General features: G+C 69.6%; 15 protein-coding genes. All 15 read right to left on the reverse strand.

Annotated features, from left to right (window positions below; all coding sequences use genetic code 11):
- On the reverse strand, window positions 1-828 hold an 828-nt coding region (gene bchO / locus IPV08_RS09965; RefSeq protein ID WP_207411746.1), incomplete at its 3' end, for an alpha/beta fold hydrolase BchO.
- A gap of 11 nt (window positions 829-839) precedes the next feature.
- Complete coding sequence (locus tag IPV08_RS09970; RefSeq protein ID WP_207411747.1) at window positions 840-2,606, reverse strand: magnesium chelatase subunit D; 1,767 nt, start codon at window positions 2,604-2,606, stop codon at window positions 840-842.
- On the reverse strand, window positions 2,603-3,763 hold the full coding sequence (bchI, locus tag IPV08_RS09975) for a magnesium chelatase ATPase subunit I (RefSeq protein ID WP_207411857.1): 1,161 nt from the start codon (window positions 3,761-3,763) through the stop codon (window positions 2,603-2,605). Before bchI ends, IPV08_RS09970 begins: the two co-directional genes overlap by 4 nt.
- Window positions 3,764-3,993: 230 nt before the next feature.
- Window positions 3,994-5,211, reverse strand: a complete 1,218-nt coding sequence (gene hemA, locus IPV08_RS09980) for a 5-aminolevulinate synthase (RefSeq protein WP_056425295.1) — start codon at window positions 5,209-5,211, stop codon at window positions 3,994-3,996.
- A gap of 222 nt (window positions 5,212-5,433) precedes the next feature.
- Window positions 5,434-6,246, reverse strand: a complete 813-nt coding sequence (gene puhE, locus IPV08_RS09985) for a putative photosynthetic complex assembly protein PuhE (protein ID WP_207411748.1) — start codon at window positions 6,244-6,246, stop codon at window positions 5,434-5,436.
- 1 nt (window position 6,247) lies between these two features.
- A complete protein-coding gene (gene acsF / locus IPV08_RS09990; RefSeq protein WP_207411858.1) occupies window positions 6,248-7,285 on the reverse strand; it encodes a magnesium-protoporphyrin IX monomethyl ester (oxidative) cyclase in 1,038 nt (345 codons plus the stop codon).
- Window positions 7,286-7,335: 50 nt separating this feature from the next.
- Window positions 7,336-7,635, reverse strand: a complete 300-nt coding sequence (locus IPV08_RS09995) for a hypothetical protein (RefSeq protein WP_207411749.1) — start codon at window positions 7,633-7,635, stop codon at window positions 7,336-7,338.
- On the reverse strand, window positions 7,632-8,105 hold the full coding sequence (gene puhC / locus IPV08_RS10000; RefSeq protein ID WP_207411750.1) for a photosynthetic complex assembly protein PuhC: 474 nt from the start codon (window positions 8,103-8,105) through the stop codon (window positions 7,632-7,634). Before puhC ends, IPV08_RS09995 begins: the two co-directional genes overlap by 4 nt.
- A gap of 18 nt (window positions 8,106-8,123) precedes the next feature.
- Complete coding sequence (gene puhB, locus IPV08_RS10005) at window positions 8,124-8,810, reverse strand: photosynthetic complex putative assembly protein PuhB (protein ID WP_207411751.1); 687 nt, start codon at window positions 8,808-8,810, stop codon at window positions 8,124-8,126.
- The gene (puhA, locus tag IPV08_RS10010) at window positions 8,807-9,580 is read right to left on the reverse strand and encodes a photosynthetic reaction center subunit H (protein ID WP_207411752.1); all 774 of its coding nucleotides are present in this window, start codon (window positions 9,578-9,580) and stop codon (window positions 8,807-8,809) included. The genes puhB and puhA overlap by 4 nt, the downstream gene beginning before the upstream one ends.
- A 2-nt stretch (window positions 9,581-9,582) precedes the next feature.
- Window positions 9,583-11,028, reverse strand: a complete 1,446-nt coding sequence (locus IPV08_RS10015; protein ID WP_207411753.1) for a BCD family MFS transporter — start codon at window positions 11,026-11,028, stop codon at window positions 9,583-9,585.
- On the reverse strand, window positions 11,025-11,765 hold the full coding sequence (gene bchM / locus IPV08_RS10020) for a magnesium protoporphyrin IX methyltransferase (protein WP_207411754.1): 741 nt from the start codon (window positions 11,763-11,765) through the stop codon (window positions 11,025-11,027). Before bchM ends, IPV08_RS10015 begins: the two co-directional genes overlap by 4 nt.
- A gap of 15 nt (window positions 11,766-11,780) precedes the next feature.
- Window positions 11,781-12,674, reverse strand: a complete 894-nt coding sequence (gene bchL, locus IPV08_RS10025; protein WP_207411755.1) for a ferredoxin:protochlorophyllide reductase (ATP-dependent) iron-sulfur ATP-binding protein — start codon at window positions 12,672-12,674, stop codon at window positions 11,781-11,783.
- Window positions 12,671-16,381, reverse strand: coding sequence for a magnesium chelatase subunit H (locus IPV08_RS10030; protein WP_207411859.1), 3,711 nt, complete (start codon window positions 16,379-16,381; stop codon window positions 12,671-12,673). Before IPV08_RS10030 ends, bchL begins: the two co-directional genes overlap by 4 nt.
- Complete coding sequence (gene bchB / locus IPV08_RS10035; protein WP_207411756.1) at window positions 16,356-18,002, reverse strand: ferredoxin:protochlorophyllide reductase (ATP-dependent) subunit B; 1,647 nt, start codon at window positions 18,000-18,002, stop codon at window positions 16,356-16,358. The genes IPV08_RS10030 and bchB overlap by 26 nt, the downstream gene beginning before the upstream one ends.

Below are 18,002 nucleotides of genomic sequence, written 5' to 3' on the forward strand. Positions count from 1 at the left end.
ATGCGCGAGGTGGCCGAGGCCGCGCAGCAACTCCACGCGGGCGTGGGGCAGGCGTGTCTTCAGGGCGAAGGCGGTGTCGGGGGAGATGGCCTTGTCCTCGCTGCCGACCACGAGGAGCGTCGGGGTGGCGAGGCGGGGGATGGCGCGGTCGAGGGTGGCGAGGTCCCAGTTCGCCATCATGCCGAGGGCCCCGGCCACGTGGCCGGGTGTGCGGAACAGGCGGCGGTAGAGATCGAGCCCCTGGGGGTCGAGGCGCGAGCCGGTGCCGCGAATCAGGCGCTCCACCGCCGGGCGGTCGGCGGTCCAGGCGAAGAGTTTGGGCGTCACCGGGTTGAGGAAGAGCAGCCGCGCCATGCTGGGGAACAGCACCGAGGCGAGGCCGGGAAACGGGGTGAGCGCGCCGTTGAGCGCCACCAGGAGATCGGGCGCGATCCGCCCGTCGAGGCAGAGCCGGACCAGGAGCGCCGCCCCCGCCGAATGGCCGACGACCAGTTTCGGGCGGAGGGCGAGGCTGTCGAGGAGGTCGCTCAGGGCGCTCGCCATCCCCGGCAGGGAGAGCCGCGCGGCGGGGAGCGGGTCGGTGAAGCCGTGGCCCGGCAGGTCCGGGGCAACGATTCGGAACCGCGTCGCCAGGAGCGGCATCAGCCCACGCCAGGAATGGGTGGCGGCCCCCGTGCCGTGGAGCAGCAGCACGGTCGGGGCCCCTTCCGCCCCCATCTCCTGGATGTGCCACGAGAGGCCGGAGGCCGTGACGAAGCGGCTCGCCTCCCGGTGCGGCCAGTCGGCGCCCTCGCTCTCCCAGCGGGGTCGTTCGGCGGGCGCGCGCATGCTGGAACCCTTTATTCCCTCGCCGACCGGATCGCGGCGCTCATCGCCCCAGCATCGGCATAGGGCAGGGGCAGATAGCGCGCCCCCATGGCGGCGGCGAGGCGGCGCGCCGAATCCTGCGGCCTCTGGGCCGTGTCGATGAGGATGGCGCGGACATCCGCCTCGCGGAACAGGCGGGCGGCTTTCAGCGAATCCTCGCCCGCGCGCTCCCGCCCGGCGATGCCTGAGCGGGCGACGTTGGCCCGTCCATCGGTGAGCATCACCACCACCGGCGTCCCGCCGCCGCGCCGGACCCCGAGGGCCACCTTTCCGGCGGCGTCGATGCCGGCGGCGAGCGGGGTCCCCCCGCCTCCGGGCAGGGCGGCGAGCCCGCGCCGCGCCCGCACCAGGGAGCGCGTCGGCGCGAGGACCAGCTCCGCGCCGGCCCCCCGAAACGCCACCAGGGCGACCTTGTCCCGCCGCGTATAGGCCTCGGCGAGGAGGAGCTCGACGGCCCCCTTGGCCTCGGCCAGCCGCTCCAGGGCGGAGGAGCCGGAGGCGTCGACGGTGAAGATCGTCGTGGTCTCGGTCCGCTGCCGGAACCGGGTGATTCGGATGTCGTCGGGGCGGATCATGAGACAGGTGCCGCCCCCCTCCGCCCGCCGGCGGAGGCCCTGCCAGGGGGAAGCGGCGCGCAAGGTCGCGATGAGATCGAGCCGGGCCCTTCGCGGATCGCCCGGCCGCGCGCCCATGGGGCGGCCGGAACGGGCGGAGACAGCCTTCGCCCCGGCCTTGCCGGCCTTGGGCATTCGCAGGCGCGGCCCGTCCCGTATCAGCATCGCCAGGAGCCCGGCGGGAATCGCGGCGCGGGCGGCCTCGACGATGCGGTCCTCGCTCGCCTGTCCGGTGCCCTCCTCCGGGTCGGGGCCGGGCTCCCGCTGTTCGGCGGGCGCCTGTTCGGGGGGAGATGGCTCGCCCTCCTCCGGCTCCTCCCCGGGGGCCGACTCGTGTTCCGGCAGGCGGGTGGCGCGGTGGCCGAGGACGAGGCGCGCGGCCTCCCGCGCATCCGCCTCGGCGGTCTCGGCGCGCCCGTCGAGCCGGGCGAGGAGGCGGGCCACCCGGAGGGCGAGGAGCGGCGCGCGCAGCGAGGCGATGCCGAGCCGGGCCGCCACTTCGCTCAGCTCCGCGACGGGATCGTGGCCGCTCGGCGCACCGCCATGCGGCGGCTTGTCGGATTCCGGCGAAAGGCCGTCGCATGGCGGTCGAAGCACCCCTCGCATGGCGCTCGGCGGCACGGTCGTGAGGTCGATATGGAAGGCCAGCCGATCGGCCAGGGAGGCCGGGGCTGCCTCGTCCTCGCCGATCCCTTCGTCGAGAAGGACGAGCCCTACCTTCGCCGGCCGGGTCTCCGCCAGCCCGTCCCGCTCCACCCTCAGACGCCCGGTATCGAGGGCGGCGGCGAGATGCGCGGCGGTGCCCTGCCCCATCCGCTCCGCCATCGCGGCGACGAGCAGTCCCCCATCGGCCTCGGCCAGCAGCCCGGCCTGGGCCACCGGCCGCCCGGCCGCAAGCGTCGCCGCGAGGTCGAGCCCGCCGATCAGCCGATCCTCGGCGATCCCCACCGGCATCCGCCGTAACGGCTTGCCGGGATTGAGGTTTTCGCGAACGATGTCGAGCCAGCGGTCGCGCACCGGGCCGGCCCCGGCGCGCACCACCACGCCGCCGCAGCCATGCGGGTCGGCGGCCACGAGCCGGGCGATACGCAGGGCGTCGGCCCAGATCGCCGAGCTCTCGCTCACGAGCCCAGCACCTCCTCCACCGCCCTCGCGACGCGGGCGGTGGAGCCGGATTCGTCGAGCGGGTTGCGGCGCAGGCGGTGGCGCAGGGCCGACGGCGCGACCTGCCGGAGATGCTCGATTCCCACGGTGTCGGCCCCCTCATAGGCGGCCAGCGCCCGGGCGGTGCGCATCAAAGTCAGCTCGCCCCGCAGGCCGTCGGTGCCCAGAGCGAGGCAGAGCCGGGCCGCGACCTCCAGGGTCGCGTCGGGAACGTCGAGCCCGGGAAGGCGCGCCCTGGCGGCGGTCAGGCGCTTCTGCAGCGCCCGGTCGGCCTTGGCATAGCTGGCGCAGAACCCCGCGGGGTCGCGCTCATAGGCGTCGCGCCGGCGCACCACGTCGATGCGGGTGGGCAGGTCCGTCGGGGTTGTCACCTCCACGGCGAGGCCGAACCGGTCGAGGAGCTGGGGCCGTAGCTCCCCCTCCTCCGGGTTGCCGCTGCCCACCAGAACGAATTTCGCCGGGTGCCGGACGCTCAACCCCTCGCGCTCCACGGTGTTGATCCCGGAGGCTGCCACGTCGAGGAGCAGGTCGACGAGGTGATCGTCGAGGAGGTTGACCTCGTCGATATAGAGGAAGCCGCGATTGGCGCGGGCCAGCAGCCCCGGCTCGAACGCCTTCTCGCCACGGGTGAGCGCCCGTTCGAGGTCGAGCGCGCCCACCACCCGGTCCTCGGTGGCACCGAGCGGCAGGTCCACCACCGGCACCGGCGCGAGGTGGCTTCGTCTCGCGTCGGCGCGTCCGGAACAATGCGGGCATTCGCCGGCGGGTTTGGCGGGATCGCAGGAATAGGGACAGCCGACCACCGCCTTCATCGGCGGCAGCAGGGCGGCGAGGCCCCGGATCGCGGTGGACTTGCCGGTGCCCCGGTCGCCGAAGACGAGGACGCCGCCCACGATGGGGTCCACCGCCGCGATCATCAGGGCTCGCCGCATCTCATCCTGGCCGACGATGGCGGAGAACGGGAAGGTGACGGGCGGGGCCGTGAAGGAGGGCTCCGGGTCGCCTCGGGGCCTCCGGAGGATGCCTTGGCTCGCGTCGCCCTCCGGTTTCTCGGGGCGAGGGTGGGCGTGTGACGGAAGTGATGCGGTTCGGGCCGTTCCGTTGACGATCATCGACAGTCTCCCGGTGACCCGATTCAAGCTCTGGATGGTCCCCTCTCCCCGCAGGCGGGGAGAGGGTTTCGGACCCCTTGTCGGGTCCGAAACGAGGCGGCAGCCAAGGGTGAGGGGGCGCTGTCGAAGGAGCCCCATCCGGAGGGCCCCCCTCACCTTCGCCCTGCCGGGCTCACCTCGCCTCCCGACAGGGGGAGGACGAGGTCCTCTCCCCGCCCGGCGGGGAGAGGGGAATGCTACTCCGCCGCCGCCTGCTCCACGCCCATCCGCGTCCAGATCGCCGCCAGCGCTCCCACCAGATGGTCGATGTCGGCGTCCGAATGCAGCGGCGACGGGGTGATGCGCAGGCGCTCCGTCCCGCGCGGCACGGTGGGGTAGTTGATCGGCTGGACGTAGATGCCGAACTCGTCGAGCAGCGTGTCGCTGATCGCCTTGCACAGGACGGGGTCGCCGACCATCACGGGCACGATGTGGCTGTCGTTGGGGAGGTAGGGGATGCCGGCGGCGTCGAGCCGGGTCCGGACCCTGGCGACGCGTTCCTGGTGGCGCTCGCGCTCGCTGCCGCTGGCCTTGAGATGGCGGATGCTCGCCGCCGCGCCAGCGGCCACCGCCGGGGGCAGTGAGGTGGTGAAGATGAAGCCCGAGGCGAAGCTGCGGACGAAGTCGCAGAGCTTGGCCGAGCCGGTGATGTAGCCGCCATGCACCGCGAAGGCCTTGCCGAGCGTCCCCTCGATGACGTCGAGGCGATGGGCGAGGCCCTCCCGCTCGGAGATGCCGCCGCCGCGCGGGCCGTAGAGGCCGACCGCGTGGACTTCGTCGAGATAGGTGAGCGCGCCGTGGGCTTCGGCGACGTCGCAGATCTCGGCGATGGGCGCGATGTCACCGTCCATGGAATAGACCGACTCGAAGGCCACGAGCTTGGGCCGCGCCGGGTCGATCATCCGCAGCTTGCGGTCGAGGTCTTCCGGGTCGTTGTGGCGGAAGATGTGCCGCTCGGCGCGGGAGGCCTTGATGCCTTCGATCATCGAGGCATGGTTCTCGGCATCCGACAGCACGACGCAGCCCGGCAGCTTGCCGGCCAGCGTGCCCAGCGCCGCCCAGTTCGAGACGTAGCCGGAGGTGAAGAGCAGGGCCGCTTCCTTGCGGTGGAGGTCGGCGAGCTCCTGCTCCAGAAGCACGTGGTAATGGTTGGTGCCGGAAATGTTGCGAGTGCCGCCGGCCCCGGCGCCGCAGCGGTCGAGGGCCTCGTGCATGGCGTCGAGCACGACTGGGTTCTGGCCCATCCCGAGATAGTCGTTGGAGCACCAGACCGTCACCGGGCGCTCGCCGCCTGGGCTGTGATGAGTGGCGTGGGGGAAGCGGCCGTTCTGGCGCTCGAGATCGGTGAAGACGCGGTAGCGGCCCTCGCGGTGGAGACCGGCCAACTCGTTCCCGAAGAATGTCTCGTAGTTCATGGCGTCCCTTTCCCCAACGAGCGGCGACCTGTCTGAACGAGCGACGCCTTGCCTTGTCCCGGCAGCTTTTTTGACCATCGAGTGCCCATGGGTGTCAACTCAACTTGACGCTTTGAATCGCCAATAATTTGCTCACTCGATCGGCGCGGCGTGTTTCCGCCGACCCGTCCGATATGGAAGCGCGCGGTCGGGGCTTGGATCAGGGAAGGCGGATCGAGGGGATCAGGCACGGTCGCGGGGATGCACCGGCGCTGGTTCGGCGCGCAGGGACGGCCTCTTGCCCGAGGGCAGGCTCCAGCTCCAAAGGGCGGCGGAGGGCAGCGGCAGCATCAGGAACCCGTGTTCCAGGGTGGCGAGCGCCAGCATGGTGGTCAGAATGGTCAGGCCCACGACATCGTGTGGCAGTGCCGGCTCGTCGATGGCGGCCAGCCCGATCGCCACCGTCAGCGCTGTCCCGACGGCGACCGAGACCGGGAACAGCATGTTCATCGGCTTCCTGGTGAGGAAGCACGAGAGGTAGCTGAGATGCTCGGGGAGAAACTCGGCATTGAGGTTGCGTACGCCCAGGAACATGTTGAGCCGGGCGGAGAGGTTCATCCCCCAGAGGGTGAGATAGGTCCACATGGCGAAACGGTTTGGCTCGCCCCAGGTGAGGGCGAGGATGGCCGCTCCCCCGGCGACGATCGCCGCCTCGTGCCACAGGCTCGTGGCCACCGCCGCCCGAAATCGAGCGAGGCCTCGCGTGCCCGGCGCGCATCCGACGGCACGCGGGCCGGACACGAAGCCCATGTAATAGCTCATCTCCTGCCAGCCCCAGACCAGCAGCGCTCCGGTGAAAGCGATATAGGCCCCCGCCTCGCTCGTGTCGCCGACGCTTCGGGCGATGGCCCAGACGGCGCCGGCCAGCACCAGGGTCGCTCCCGCCATGCTCCAGGCATGGGTGTGCCGGGGTTTGAGGTCGAGAAGCAGGATCAGTCCGGTGGAGAACCACCAGACAACGATCGCGTAGAGTGCGGGGACCGCATAAGCGCCCACGCTACCAGACCGGCTCGAGTCGGATCTCGGCCGGCATCGGGTTGTCGATGGTCGGCAGGGCATAGAGCCGGACGAAGTTGACCGCCGAGGCCGCGATCAAGGCGCCTTGTTTGAGCCTCCCCACGATCCCGCCCTGCGCCTTGGCGTCCGCGAGCTTGGTCGAACAGACGAGGAGCCGGTCGAGGGCCGCCTTGAACTTCGGATTGTCGAGGTCGAGGGTGAGCGGGAAGGTCTGTTTCGAGATGTCGGAGGTGATCCGGAACACCTTGAAATCGTAATCCGTCGGATCGACCCCCAGCGCCTTGTGGAAATGCGGCCGGCAATGGTCGCGCACATACATCGTCGCGAAGACGGCGAGCAGGAAGAACTTGATCCAGTAGCGGTTGATGCCGGTAGTCAGCTTCGGGTTGGCGCGCATGAGCAGGGCGAAGGCCTCGCCGTGACGGAACTCGTCGTTGCACCACTTCTCGAACCATTTGAAGATCGGGTGGAAACGTCTTTCCGGGTTGCGTTCCAGTTCGCGGAAGATGGTGATGTAGCGAGCGTAGCCGATCTTCTCGGAGAGATAGGTGGCGTAGAAGATGAATTTCGGGCGGAAGAACGTGTATTTCTTCGATTTGGTGAGAAAGCCCAGATCGACGCCGATGCCGAAATCCTTGAGCACGTCGTTGATGAAGCCGGCGTGGCGGGCTTCGTCCCGGCTCATGAAGCCGAACAACTCGCGGATGTCTGGGTTCTTGGCGCGCTTCCTCATCTCTGCATAGAGCACGCAGCCGGAGAACTCGGCGGTGATCGAGGAGACGAGGAAATCCATGAATTCCTTGCGCAGGTCCGGGTCGAGGCCGGACATGTCGAGGTCGAACTCCTCGTTGCGGGTGAAGTGGCGCTTGTTCGGGTCGGCGCGGAGTTCCGCGATCAGGATGTCCCATTGCTTGCGCACGGGCTCGACATCGGTGCGGTCGAGTTCCTCGAAATCGGTGGTGTAGAAGCGGGGTGAGAGGAAGGTCGTCTCCTGGGCGGCCTTGGTGCCCTCGTTCATGGGCAGCTTGGGCGTGACGCCCTTCGGGCCTTGGTGCTGGATCGAGACGTTCACAGGCGCCTCCTCTCTGAGAAGCTGACTTCGTAGAGTTCGGTGAGCTCGAAATGGCCGGCGAATTTGGTCCAGATCCGCTCCAGGATGCCGGCACGGGTGATCGTGGCGGTGCGGCTGACAACGAGTCGCTCGCCATAGGGAACTGAGGTGGGCGCGTCGTGGACCTGAACCTCGTCTCCGGGTTCGATCTCGAACGTGGCGTCCAGGGTCACGTGGGCGTGGAGCGTCTCGGGGGTCTGCTCGATCTCGACGGTGCAGGGCACCTCGACGATCCGCCGTCCGAACCAAGCACTCATCGCACCGCTCCGCTGTCGGCAAGTCTCGTATCGGCGAGGAGCCTGATGAAGGCTGCGAAGTTCGACGGGCCGAAAGCGCCGAGATTGACCACGCGTCCGGTGGACGGGTCGGAGAGTTCGAGGCCGCCATCGGCGAATCGCGTCAGGCGGAAGGGCTGGTCTCGGGTGAGGCCGGCGCGCAGGCGGGCCTGGCCGAAGCCGCGCAAGGTGGCGCGGACGAAATTGTCCTGGCCGGGCTCGACGATGGTGATGACGTCCTGGGTCCAGGCATCCCGGATAACGATGGCGCCGTCGGCGCGGTCATCCGGGGTCAGATCGACAGAGCGGACGATCCGGGCCGGCGGCATGTGTGAGAGGCCAATCCCCTCGCTGCGGCCGACCCCCACTACGACGGTCACGAACCCCATGAGCCCGAGCGCCCCGATGACCAGCGGTCGCGGAATCCGGGCGGCATCAGCCTTCGCCGTCATCGCGTCTCCTCCCTGCATTCAACTCGCGTTGGCGAGGCGCGGAGGACGTACCTGCCGTTTCCGCGCGACCACGATAGGAGCCGCAGTTTCCTCTGTTGTGTCAAGTACAGTTGACAGAGCCTGGGCGAGGATTTCGGCTACCTGCTTTGCCTCCGGCACCGATCGCATCATCGGTTCAGGTCGTGAAAGGGCCCATGGCCGGGCGTGAGGCCAGAGATGAAGGTAGGCGACGCGGTTGCCGGCTCGCAGCCGTAAAGGCAGATCACCACTGCCATCTGTAAAAACTTTGCAGCCGGCGCTCTCGATCAGGGTGAAAGGCAGGTTGAGGGTCATCGGCAGGGCGATGCCGAGCCGCATCACCACCCGGCGATTGGTGATCGTGTAGGTGGTCGAGCGGGCGGAGAGCCAGCCGAGCAGGCTGAGCAGGGCCAGCGCGCCGCTGCCGACAGCGAGGGTCGGCCCGGCCACCAGCGCGGCCTGGGTGAGGTCGCCCTCGGCGAGGGGCGGGATCGCCGCCCAGAGGGCCAGTCCGACGAACCAGAGGCCGACGAGGCGGATATGCAGGGCCCGGGCGGCGATGCCGAAGCCGCAGGGGCGGCCCTGCCAGAGGATATGCTCACCGGGCGGCAGCGGTGCTGGCAAGCCGGGCGGAGCGTCGAAGGCGTTGGCGGGAACGCCGGGGCGGTGTCTCGCGGCGCGGCTCACAGGAACGGCTCCTGGCGGTCCGCCGTGGCGTAGAGGGTGCCGGCACCGAAATAGGCCATGATCCGCTCCTCTTCGTAGAGGGTCACCGAATCCGGGTCCTTCTGGCCGGGGATGTCCGCAAATTGATGGGCCAGTAGCGCCTCGGTCTTCACGGTGCGGGTGAACCGGCCCGTCCGGCAGAAAGTGTTGGGCATCAGCACCCGGCGCCCGCCCCCGGCGAGCTCGACCTCGACATAGCGGACCATCGACTCTCCGCGATCGATCCAGAGGTCGCTGACGATGCCCGCCACCTTCCGGTCGGCCCCGAACACGGTCATGCCGATCGGGTTGGGACCATCCTCGTGCACCACGAAATGCTCGGCGACGCGTAAGGGGACGATGCGCTTCTCGTCGTCCCAGGTCCGGTCGTAATGGTCGTCGCGGTCGACATAGGAGCCGGGGCCGATCTGGTCGTGAAGCCCGTCGCCATCCGGTTCCATCGGGGCTCCGGGCCAGATCTCGCGCTTGTGGCCGCTGTAGTTCCGGGCGGGCTGCATGTCGGTCTGCGGCGCGGTCTTCACCAGGCCGTTCGAGAGCAGGAACTGCTTCGGGCTCGGGATCAGGATCGGGTCGGGCCGCTTCAGGCGTCCGGCCACTTCGTTCTCCAGCGGATAGCCTTCGCGCCGGTCTTCCCGCCGAAGATAGAAGACGAGGCCGGCGAAGAAGATCCAGAATGCATAGAGCACGACCTGGGCGACGTCGATGTAACCCGTGATTTCACCTCGTTGCATGGTCAGGCTCCTTGACGGGAAACGGGGGTCGGCAGGAGGGCGCGCCCCTGCCTGAGGCGGGTGGTCGGATCGCGGACGAGGGGCCCGATGGCCAGCAGCGTCGCGAAGAGCAGGGCGATCTCGATGTGGTAGACGATGAGGTAGCCCACCGACGGGTCGCTCATCGCCTCGCCCAGCGCTCCGGAGGCCGAGAGGCTGGAACCGATATCGCGCAGGATGCCGCTCGCCGCGATGGCGATGCCCGCGGCACTGGCCTGGACGGCGCCCCAGGCGCCCAGCGCGAGCCCGGTCTCTTCCGGCCCCGCCTTCGCCATGGAGGCGGTGAGGGTTCCGTGCGCGAACAGACCGCCGCCGAGGCCGATGAGCGTGACGCCGGTGGTGAAGAGCTGGGCCGAGGCGAGGGGCGCGGCGAAGATCACCGCCGAGAAGGCGACGATGCCGACGACGCTGCCGGCCGCCGCGACCCGGAACGGATCGCCGCCCCGGCCGAGCCAGCGCGCCGCGAGCAACAGGCCGACTCCGCCTCCGGCCGCGAGCATCGCGGTGAGCGCCGTGGTGGCGGCCACCGGCAGGTGCAGGATCTGCCCGCCATAGGGTTCGAGCAGGATGTCCTGCATCGAGAAGGCCGCCGTGCCGAGCCCGGTGGCGACGAGACGCCGTCGCGCCAAGCCGCTGCCGGCATAGGCTGACCAGGATTGCGAGAAGCTCGGACGCGGCAGGTCCCTGGCGGTCCGCCCCGGCTGCCGCGCCTCCTGCTTCCACAGGGCGATGCCGTTGAGGAGGATCGTCACCAGGGCCGCGCCCTGGATCACTTGGATCAGGCGGATCGCGGAGAAGTTCGCGAGCAGCAGCCCGAAGGCGACCGCGCTCACCACCATGCCGGCCAGCAGCATCGCGCAGAGGAGCGCCACGACCCTCGGTCGCGCATGGGCGGGGGCGAGATCGGTGGCGAGCGCGAGGCCGACGGTCTGGGTGGTGTGGAGGCCGGCCCCCACCATGACGAAGGCGAGCGCCGCCGCCACATGGCCCGGCCAGGCCGGGCCGGTGGTGTCGCCGGACAGGATCAGCAGCGCGAACGGCATGATGGCGAGACCGCCGAACTGCAGCAGGGTGCCGAACCAGATGTAGGGGACGCGGCGCCATCCGAGGACCGAGCGGTGGGTGTCCGAGCGGAACCCCACCAGGGCCCGCAAGGGGGCGAAGACCAGCGGCAGCGACAGCATCACCGCCACGATCCAGGCCGGGACTTCGAGTTCGACGATCATCACCCGGTTCAGCGTGCCGATGAGGAGCACGGCGGCCATCCCCACCGTCACCTGGAACAGCGACAGCCGCAGCAGCCGCCCCAGCGGCAGTTCCGGCGTCGCCGCGTCGGCGAAGGGCAGGAACGGCATCAGGCCGGGGCCGAGGCGCGTGAGCAGGCGGGCGGTGAGGTCGGCGGGTTTCATGGCACGGTTCCCCCCTCCCCAGCGATGCGGGGAGGGCTTTTCCGCGCCAACTCCACGGCGTTCGACAGGTAGAACCCGCTATTGACCCGCTGTGTCCGCCCCACAGCGAACCCGGCGAGTGCGGCCTCCCCGCCGATCCGGCGGCGCAGGCCGCACTCGGTGATCGGCACGATGGCGGGCGCCCGGTCGCCGCGCGGGAAGAGCCGGCCGGCGGCGTGCATCAGGGTGAGGAGCGCCGTGCGCGGGGCCACGGTGAAGACCAGCGATCCGTCGGTCCGCAGGCCGAATTCGGCGAGCGCCCGGACGATGTCGCTGGCGCTGTAATGGATGAGCGAATCCATCGCCACCACGTGGTCGAAGCGCCCGAGCCAGGGATCGAGCATGTCGCCGACGCGGAAGTCGATATGGTGGCCGCCGAGCAGCTCGGCGCTGCGCTCGCGGGCGAGGCCCACCAGCGTCGGCGATACGTCGATGGCGACCACTTCCGCCCCGCGCCGGGCGGCCTCGACGCTGAGGGCTCCCGTCCCGCAGCCGGCATCGAGAATGCGCCGGCCGGTGAGATCCTCGGGCAGCCAGGAGAAGACGTTCGCCCGCATAGCGTCCCGGCCGGCCCGCACGGTGGCGCGGATCTTCGAGACCGGGGCGTCGGTGGTGAGGCGCGCCCAGGCCTCCACCGCGGTACGGTCGAAATAGGTGGTCAGTTGCGAGCGGCGCTCGGCGTAGGTCCCGGTATGCATCGGCCTGCCCCCACCTCAATCGAACCCGAGGAACTCGAACAGGTCACGGTCCTTCATCGGCATCGCCGAGAGCGGCTTGCCGCCGGCCCAGAGATGGGCTGCGAGCCGCATGTACTCGTCCGTCACTGCGATGAGTTCGGGCGTCGGCTCCATCTCGAACAAGGTCGATTTCTTGAGGCGCGAGCGCCGGACCACGTCGAGATCGGGGAAATGAGCGATGCGCTCCAGGCCGACGGCGGCGTTGAAACGGTCGATCTCGTCGGTCTTGGCCGAGCGGTTGGCGATGACGCCGCCGAGCCGCACGGGATAGTTCTTCGACTTCGAATGGATCGCGGCCACGATCCGGTTCATGGCAAAGATCGAATCGAAGTCGTTGGCGGTGACGATGAGGGCCTGGTCGGCATGCTGGAGCGGTGAGGCGAAGCCGCCGCAGACCACGTCGCCGAGGACGTCGAAGATGACGACGTCGGTGTCTTCGAGGAGGTGATGCTCCTTGAGGAGCTTCACCGTCTGGCCGACGACGTAGCCGCCGCAGCCGGTGCCGGCCGGCGGGCCGCCAGCCTCCACGCACATGACGCCATTGTAGCCCTCGGCCACGAAATCCTCGATCCGCAATTCCTCCGAATGGAATTGCACCGCCTCCAGGGCGTCGATCACCGTGGGGGCGAGGCGCTTCGTCAGGGTGAAGGTCGAATCGTGCTTCGGGTCGCAGCCGATCTGCAGCACGCGTTTCCCGAGCTTCGAGAAGGCCACCGACAGGTTCGACGAGGTGGTGGACTTGCCGATGCCGCCCTTGCCGTAGACGGCGAAGACCTTGGCTGTGCCGATCTTCAGCGCCGGATCGAGTTCGACCTGGAGGCTGCCTTCCTCGCGGCGCGTGGCCACGGGATTACGGATGGCGATGTTCATGCGGCGACCCCTGCGGTGATGCCTTCGAGACGGTCTTCGAGCTCCTCCTCGGCACGGTCGAGCGCGTCGCGCGTGGCCGCGTCGGGAGTCCAGAAGCCGCGCTGGTGCGCCTCGATCAGCCGATGCGCGACCTTGGCGGACGCGGTCGGGTTGAGGGCGGCGAGGCGCTCGCGCATCGCCGGATCGAGGAGGTAGGTCTCTGTGATGCGCTGGTAGATCCAGGGCGCGACGGCGTTGGAGGTGGCCGACCAGCCCATGGTGTTGGTGAGATGCGCCTCGATCTGGCGCACGCCCTCGTAGCCGTGGCCGAGCATGCCCTCGGTCCATTTCGGGTTGAGCATGCGGGTCCGGGTCTCCAGGGAGACCTGCTCGGAAAGGGAGCGCACGACGCCCTCCCCCCGTGTCTGGTCGCTGATGAAGATCGGCACGGCCTCGCCCTTGGCTTGGGCGACCGCGCGGCCCATCCCGCCGAGGCCATCGAAGTAATGGTCGACCGAGGTCACGCCCACTTCGACGGAATCGAGGTTCTGGTAGGCGAGATCGACCTTGGCCAGCACGCTGCCCATCAGGGCCCGCTGTGCGGTGGGCCGGCCGTTGCGACCATAGGCGAAGGATTTGCGGCGCGAGAAGGTCTCGCAGATCTCGTCCTCGTCCTCCCAGCGACCGGATTCGACGAGGTTGTTGACGTTGGCGCCGTAGGTGCCCTCGGCGTTGGAGAACACCCGCAGGGCTGCCGTCTCCATGTCGATCCCGTGCTCGTCCATGTGGGCGAGGGCATGCTTGCGCACGAAGTTCCGCTCCGACGGCTCGTCGGCGATGGCCGCGAGATAGGAGGCTTCCGCCAGCAGCTTGGTCTGGAGAGGGAGCAGGTCGCGAAAAATGCCCGACAGGGTCACCACCACGTCGATGCGCGGGCGGCCGAGCTCTTCGAGGGGGATCAGCGTCGCGCCGCACAGGCGGCCATAGCCGTCGAAGCGCGGGCTCGCGCCGATCAGGGCCAGGGCCTGCGCGATGGGTCCGCCCTCGCTCTTGAGGTTGTCGGTGCCCCAGAGGACGAGGGCGATGCTCTCGGGCAAGGGCGCACCCTCGTCGCGGTAGCGGGCGAGAATGCGGACAACCTGCCGGGTGCCGTCGGCTACCGCGAAGGCCGAGGGCAGGCGGTAGGGGTCGAAGCCGTGGATGTTGCGCCCCGTCGGCACCACGGACGGGTTGCGCAGGAGGTCGCCACCGGCAACGGGCGGGATGAAGCGGCCGTCGAGCGCCCGCAGCAAGGCCGGAAGCTCGTGGTCCACCGCCAGCAGCGCGTTGGTCTCGCATAGGGCCGCGAAGGCGGCGCGGTGGGTGTCGTCGAGAGGCAGGCCGGAGGCCGTCAGGGCCTGGTCGATCGTGTCGCCGGCCACCAGGGCGGCAATGCCGGCGCGGTCGGGCCGGAGCCCGTTCGAGGCTTCGGCCAGGGCGGTCAGCAGGTCGATCCGCTCTTCAGGGGGCGTGCCCTCCCCGACCACATGCATCCCGTGCGGGATCAGGCTGTGTTCGAGTTCGCTGAGCGCGAGGCCGAGGGTCAGGATCCTGCCGGACATGTCCCCGGACCAGGCCGGCTCGGCCGATGTCAGGTCGAGGGCTGAGCCCTGCGCCTGGATCAGCTGGCCGAGTTCGCGCCGCTCGGCTTCCGCCTCCGGCTCCAGGCCGCGCCAGCGCTCGACCGAGGCTTTCAGGTCGATGAGCCCGCGATAGAGCCCCGCCTGAGTGAGGCTCGGCGTCAGGTAGCTCACCATGGTGGCGGCCGAGCGGCGCTTGGCGATCATCCCCTCGGACGGGTTGTTGGCGGCGTAGAGGTAGACGTTGGGCAGCGGCCCGATCAGGCGCTCGGGCCAGCAGGAATCCGACAGGCCGGTCTGCTTGCCGGGCATGAATTCAAGAGCCCCGTGGGTGCCGAAATGCAGCACGGCATCGGCGCGGAAATCCTCGCGCAGGTAGCGGTAGAAGGCGGAGAAGGCGTGGGTCGGGGCAAAGCCGCGCTCGAACAGCAGCCGCATCGGGTCGCCCTCGTAGCCGAAGCCCGGCTGCACGCCGACGAAGACATTGCCGAATTGCGCGCCCAGCACGAAGATCTGCGAGCCGTTGCTGTTCTGGCGCCCCGGCGCCGGACCCCATTGCGCTTCGATCTCGGAGAGGTGGCGCTCGCGCCGGATATGGTCGTCGGCCGGGATGCGGTGATGGACGTTGGCACTGGTGCCGTAGCGGGCTGCGTTGCCGGCGAGCACGGCGTTGCGCAGGTCGTCGACGCTGTTCGGCACGGCGACGTCGTAACCGTCGGCCTTCAGGCCCTTCAGCGTGTTGTGGAGCGAGTGGTAGACCGAAAGGAACGCCGCCGTGCCGATGCTCCCGGCATTGGGCGGGAAGCCGAACAGGACGATGGCGACCTTCCGCGAGGCCTTTTCCGTCCTGCGCAGCGAGACGAGGCGTTCGACGCGCGCTGCCAGCATGTCCGCCCGTTCCGCATGGACGCTCATGTCGCGGGTATTGGCGCCGGGCGACGCGCTGGAGCGACCGCCGAACACCATCGGCGCGGTGGCGCCGTCGAGTTCGGGAATCGCCACCATCATGGTGGCCTCCACGGGGGAGAGTCCGCGATCGGAGGCCTCCCATTGCTCCACGGTCTGGAATTCGAGGGCGTGGGCGGCGAGGTAGGGCACGTCGAGGCCGCGCAGGGTCTCCTCGGCGGCCGAGGCGTCGTTATAGGCGGGGCCGCCCACCAGGGAGAACCCGGTGAGCGAGACGAGGGCGTCGATGGTGGGCCGCCCGTTGCTCCTGAAGAACGCTTCCACCGCCGGGCGGTTGTCGAGGCCGCTGGCGAAGGCCGGCACGACGGCGAGCCCGCGCGCCTCGAGGGCGGCGATGACGCCATCGTAATGGGCGGTGTTTCCGGCCAGCACGTAGGAGCGCATCACCAGCAGGCCGACGCGGCCCTTCACGGTGCCGGCGGGAGCCGGAACCCGTGTCACGTCCTCGCCGATCCGGCCCTTCATGCGTGGGTGGTAGAGACCGGTCTCGGGATAGCTCATGGGGGCCGGAGCGGCGGCGATCTCGCGCCAGGCCGCGCGCGGTCCGGCGGCGTAGCGGCCGACGAGGAAGCGCACCAGGGCGGCGATGTTCTCGTCCGAGCCCGAGAGCCAGTATTGCAGGGTGAGGAAATAGGCCCTGACATCCTGGGCCGAGCCGGGGATGAAGCGCAGGATCTTCGGCAGGCGGCGGATCATCGCCATCTGGCGGGCGGCGTTGCCCTGGGCGCCGGGCTTGCCGCGCAGCTTCTTCAGGAAATCGAGGGCGCCACGCTTGGTGCCGTCCATGTCGAAGCGGTTGAGGCGCGTCGTCTTCACGATCTCGCTCGCCGACAGGCAGCCGATCATGGCGTCGCAATGCGGGCGGCGGGCGAGCAGCGCCGGATGGATGGCGCGGACATGCTCGTCCATGAACAGCATGGTCGAGAGCACGATGTCGGCGACCGCGATGTCCGCCTTGCAGGACGCGAGCGCACCCGGATCGGTGTCCCACTCGGCGGCGGCGTGGAAGCCGAGGACGAGCCCCGGCATCTCGTCATGGAGCCGGTGGCGGGCGCGTTCGAGCGCGCTCGCCATGTGATTGTCCATCGTCACGACGACGATGCGGAGGGCCGGACGCTCAGCGCCCGAAATGCGCTTTGGCATCATAGAGCGTCTCGACTGTGATGAGGGGGAGTTCGCGCTCGCGGGCGAACCGTTCGGTATTGGCGCGGGCTTTGCCCCGCACGAAGAACGGGATCTTCCTGAGTTCCTTCTCGGCGTCGGGGGCCCAGGTGCTTTGTGCGGAACTGGAACTCCCTCCCCCCTCTGCGGGGGAGGGTGCCTGCGGAGCAGGCGGGAGAGGGGGCGACCTCTCCGGAACTGGCGCTCCCCTCTCCCGACCCTCGCTGACGCGAGGGCCACCCTCCCCCGCAAAGGGGGGAGGGACAGGCTGGTGAGCGGGTCCGAGATGGGAGGGCGCAGCGTCGGCGTGAAACTCGTTGTCCTCGCGGAACATGCCGAGCAGATGTTCTTCCAGCCCCATCATCAACGGATGGACCCAGGTATCGAACAGGACGTTGGCGCCCTCGAACCCCATCTGCGGCGAATGCCGGGCGGGGAAATCCTGGACGTGGATCGGGGCCGAGATCACCGCGCAGGGAAGGCCCAGACGCTTGGCGATGTGCCGCTCCATCTGGGTGCCCAGTACCAGTTCGGCGGCGCTGGCCTGGATCGCCGCTTCCACGTCGAGGTAATCGTCGGTGACGAGGGCCTCGATGCCGTGGAGCGCCGCCTCCGCCCGGATCTCGCGGGCGAATTCGCGGGTATAGGTGCCGAGGCCGACGACCTTGAAGCCGAGTTCGGTGGACGCGACGCGGGCGGCGGCGAGGGCATGGGTGGCGTCGCCGAAGATGAAGACGCGCTTGCCCGTCAGGTAGGTCGAATCGACGGAGCGCGAGTACCAGGGCAGCCGCGACGGTGCGCCGTCGAGAACCGGGGCCGGATCGATCCCGGCGAGCGCCGCCACCTCCTCGACGAACCGGACGGTGGCCTGGACGCCGATCGGCACGGTCTCGACCATCGGCTGCCCGAAGGTCTTGTGCAGGTGCTGCCCGGCGGCCCGCGCGATCTCGGGATAGAGCACCACGTTGAAATCGGCCTCGCCGAGGCGGCCGAGATCGGCGGGGGTCGCCCCGAGCGGCGCCACCACGTTCACGTCGATCCCGAGCCGGCCGAGCAGGCTCCTGATCTCCACGAGGTCGTCGCGGTGGCGGAAGCCGAGGGCGGTGGGGCCGAGAATGTTGCAGAGCGGACGCCGCGTCTCGCGCGGCGCGGTGGGTTTCACCGGGACGGCCAGAGTACGCACCAGCCGGTAGAAGGTCTCCGAGGCGCCCCAGTTCTCCTTCTTCTGGTAGGAAGGGAGATCGAGCGGGATGACCGGGATCGGCAGGGCGAGAGCCTTGGCGAGACCGCCCGGATCGTCCTGGATCAGTTCGGCGGTGCAGGACGCGCCAACGATCATCGCCTCCGGCCGGAACCGCTCGTAGGCAGCCTCCACCGCATTCTTGAAGATCGCGGCGGTGTCCGCGCCGAGGTCGCGGGCCTGGAAGGTGGTGTAGGTCACCGGCGGGCGCGCATCGCGCCTCTCGATCATGGTGAAGAGCAGGTCGGCATAGGTGTCGCCCTGGGGCGCATGCAGGACGTAGTGCAGTCCCCGCATGGCGGTGGCGACGCGCATGGCGCCGATATGGGGCGGGCCTTCATAGGTCCAGATCGTGAGCTGCAT

The organism is Methylobacterium sp. SD274 (assembly GCF_017355285.1).
In the GTDB taxonomy this organism is placed as follows: Bacteria; Pseudomonadota; Alphaproteobacteria; order Rhizobiales; family Beijerinckiaceae; genus Methylobacterium.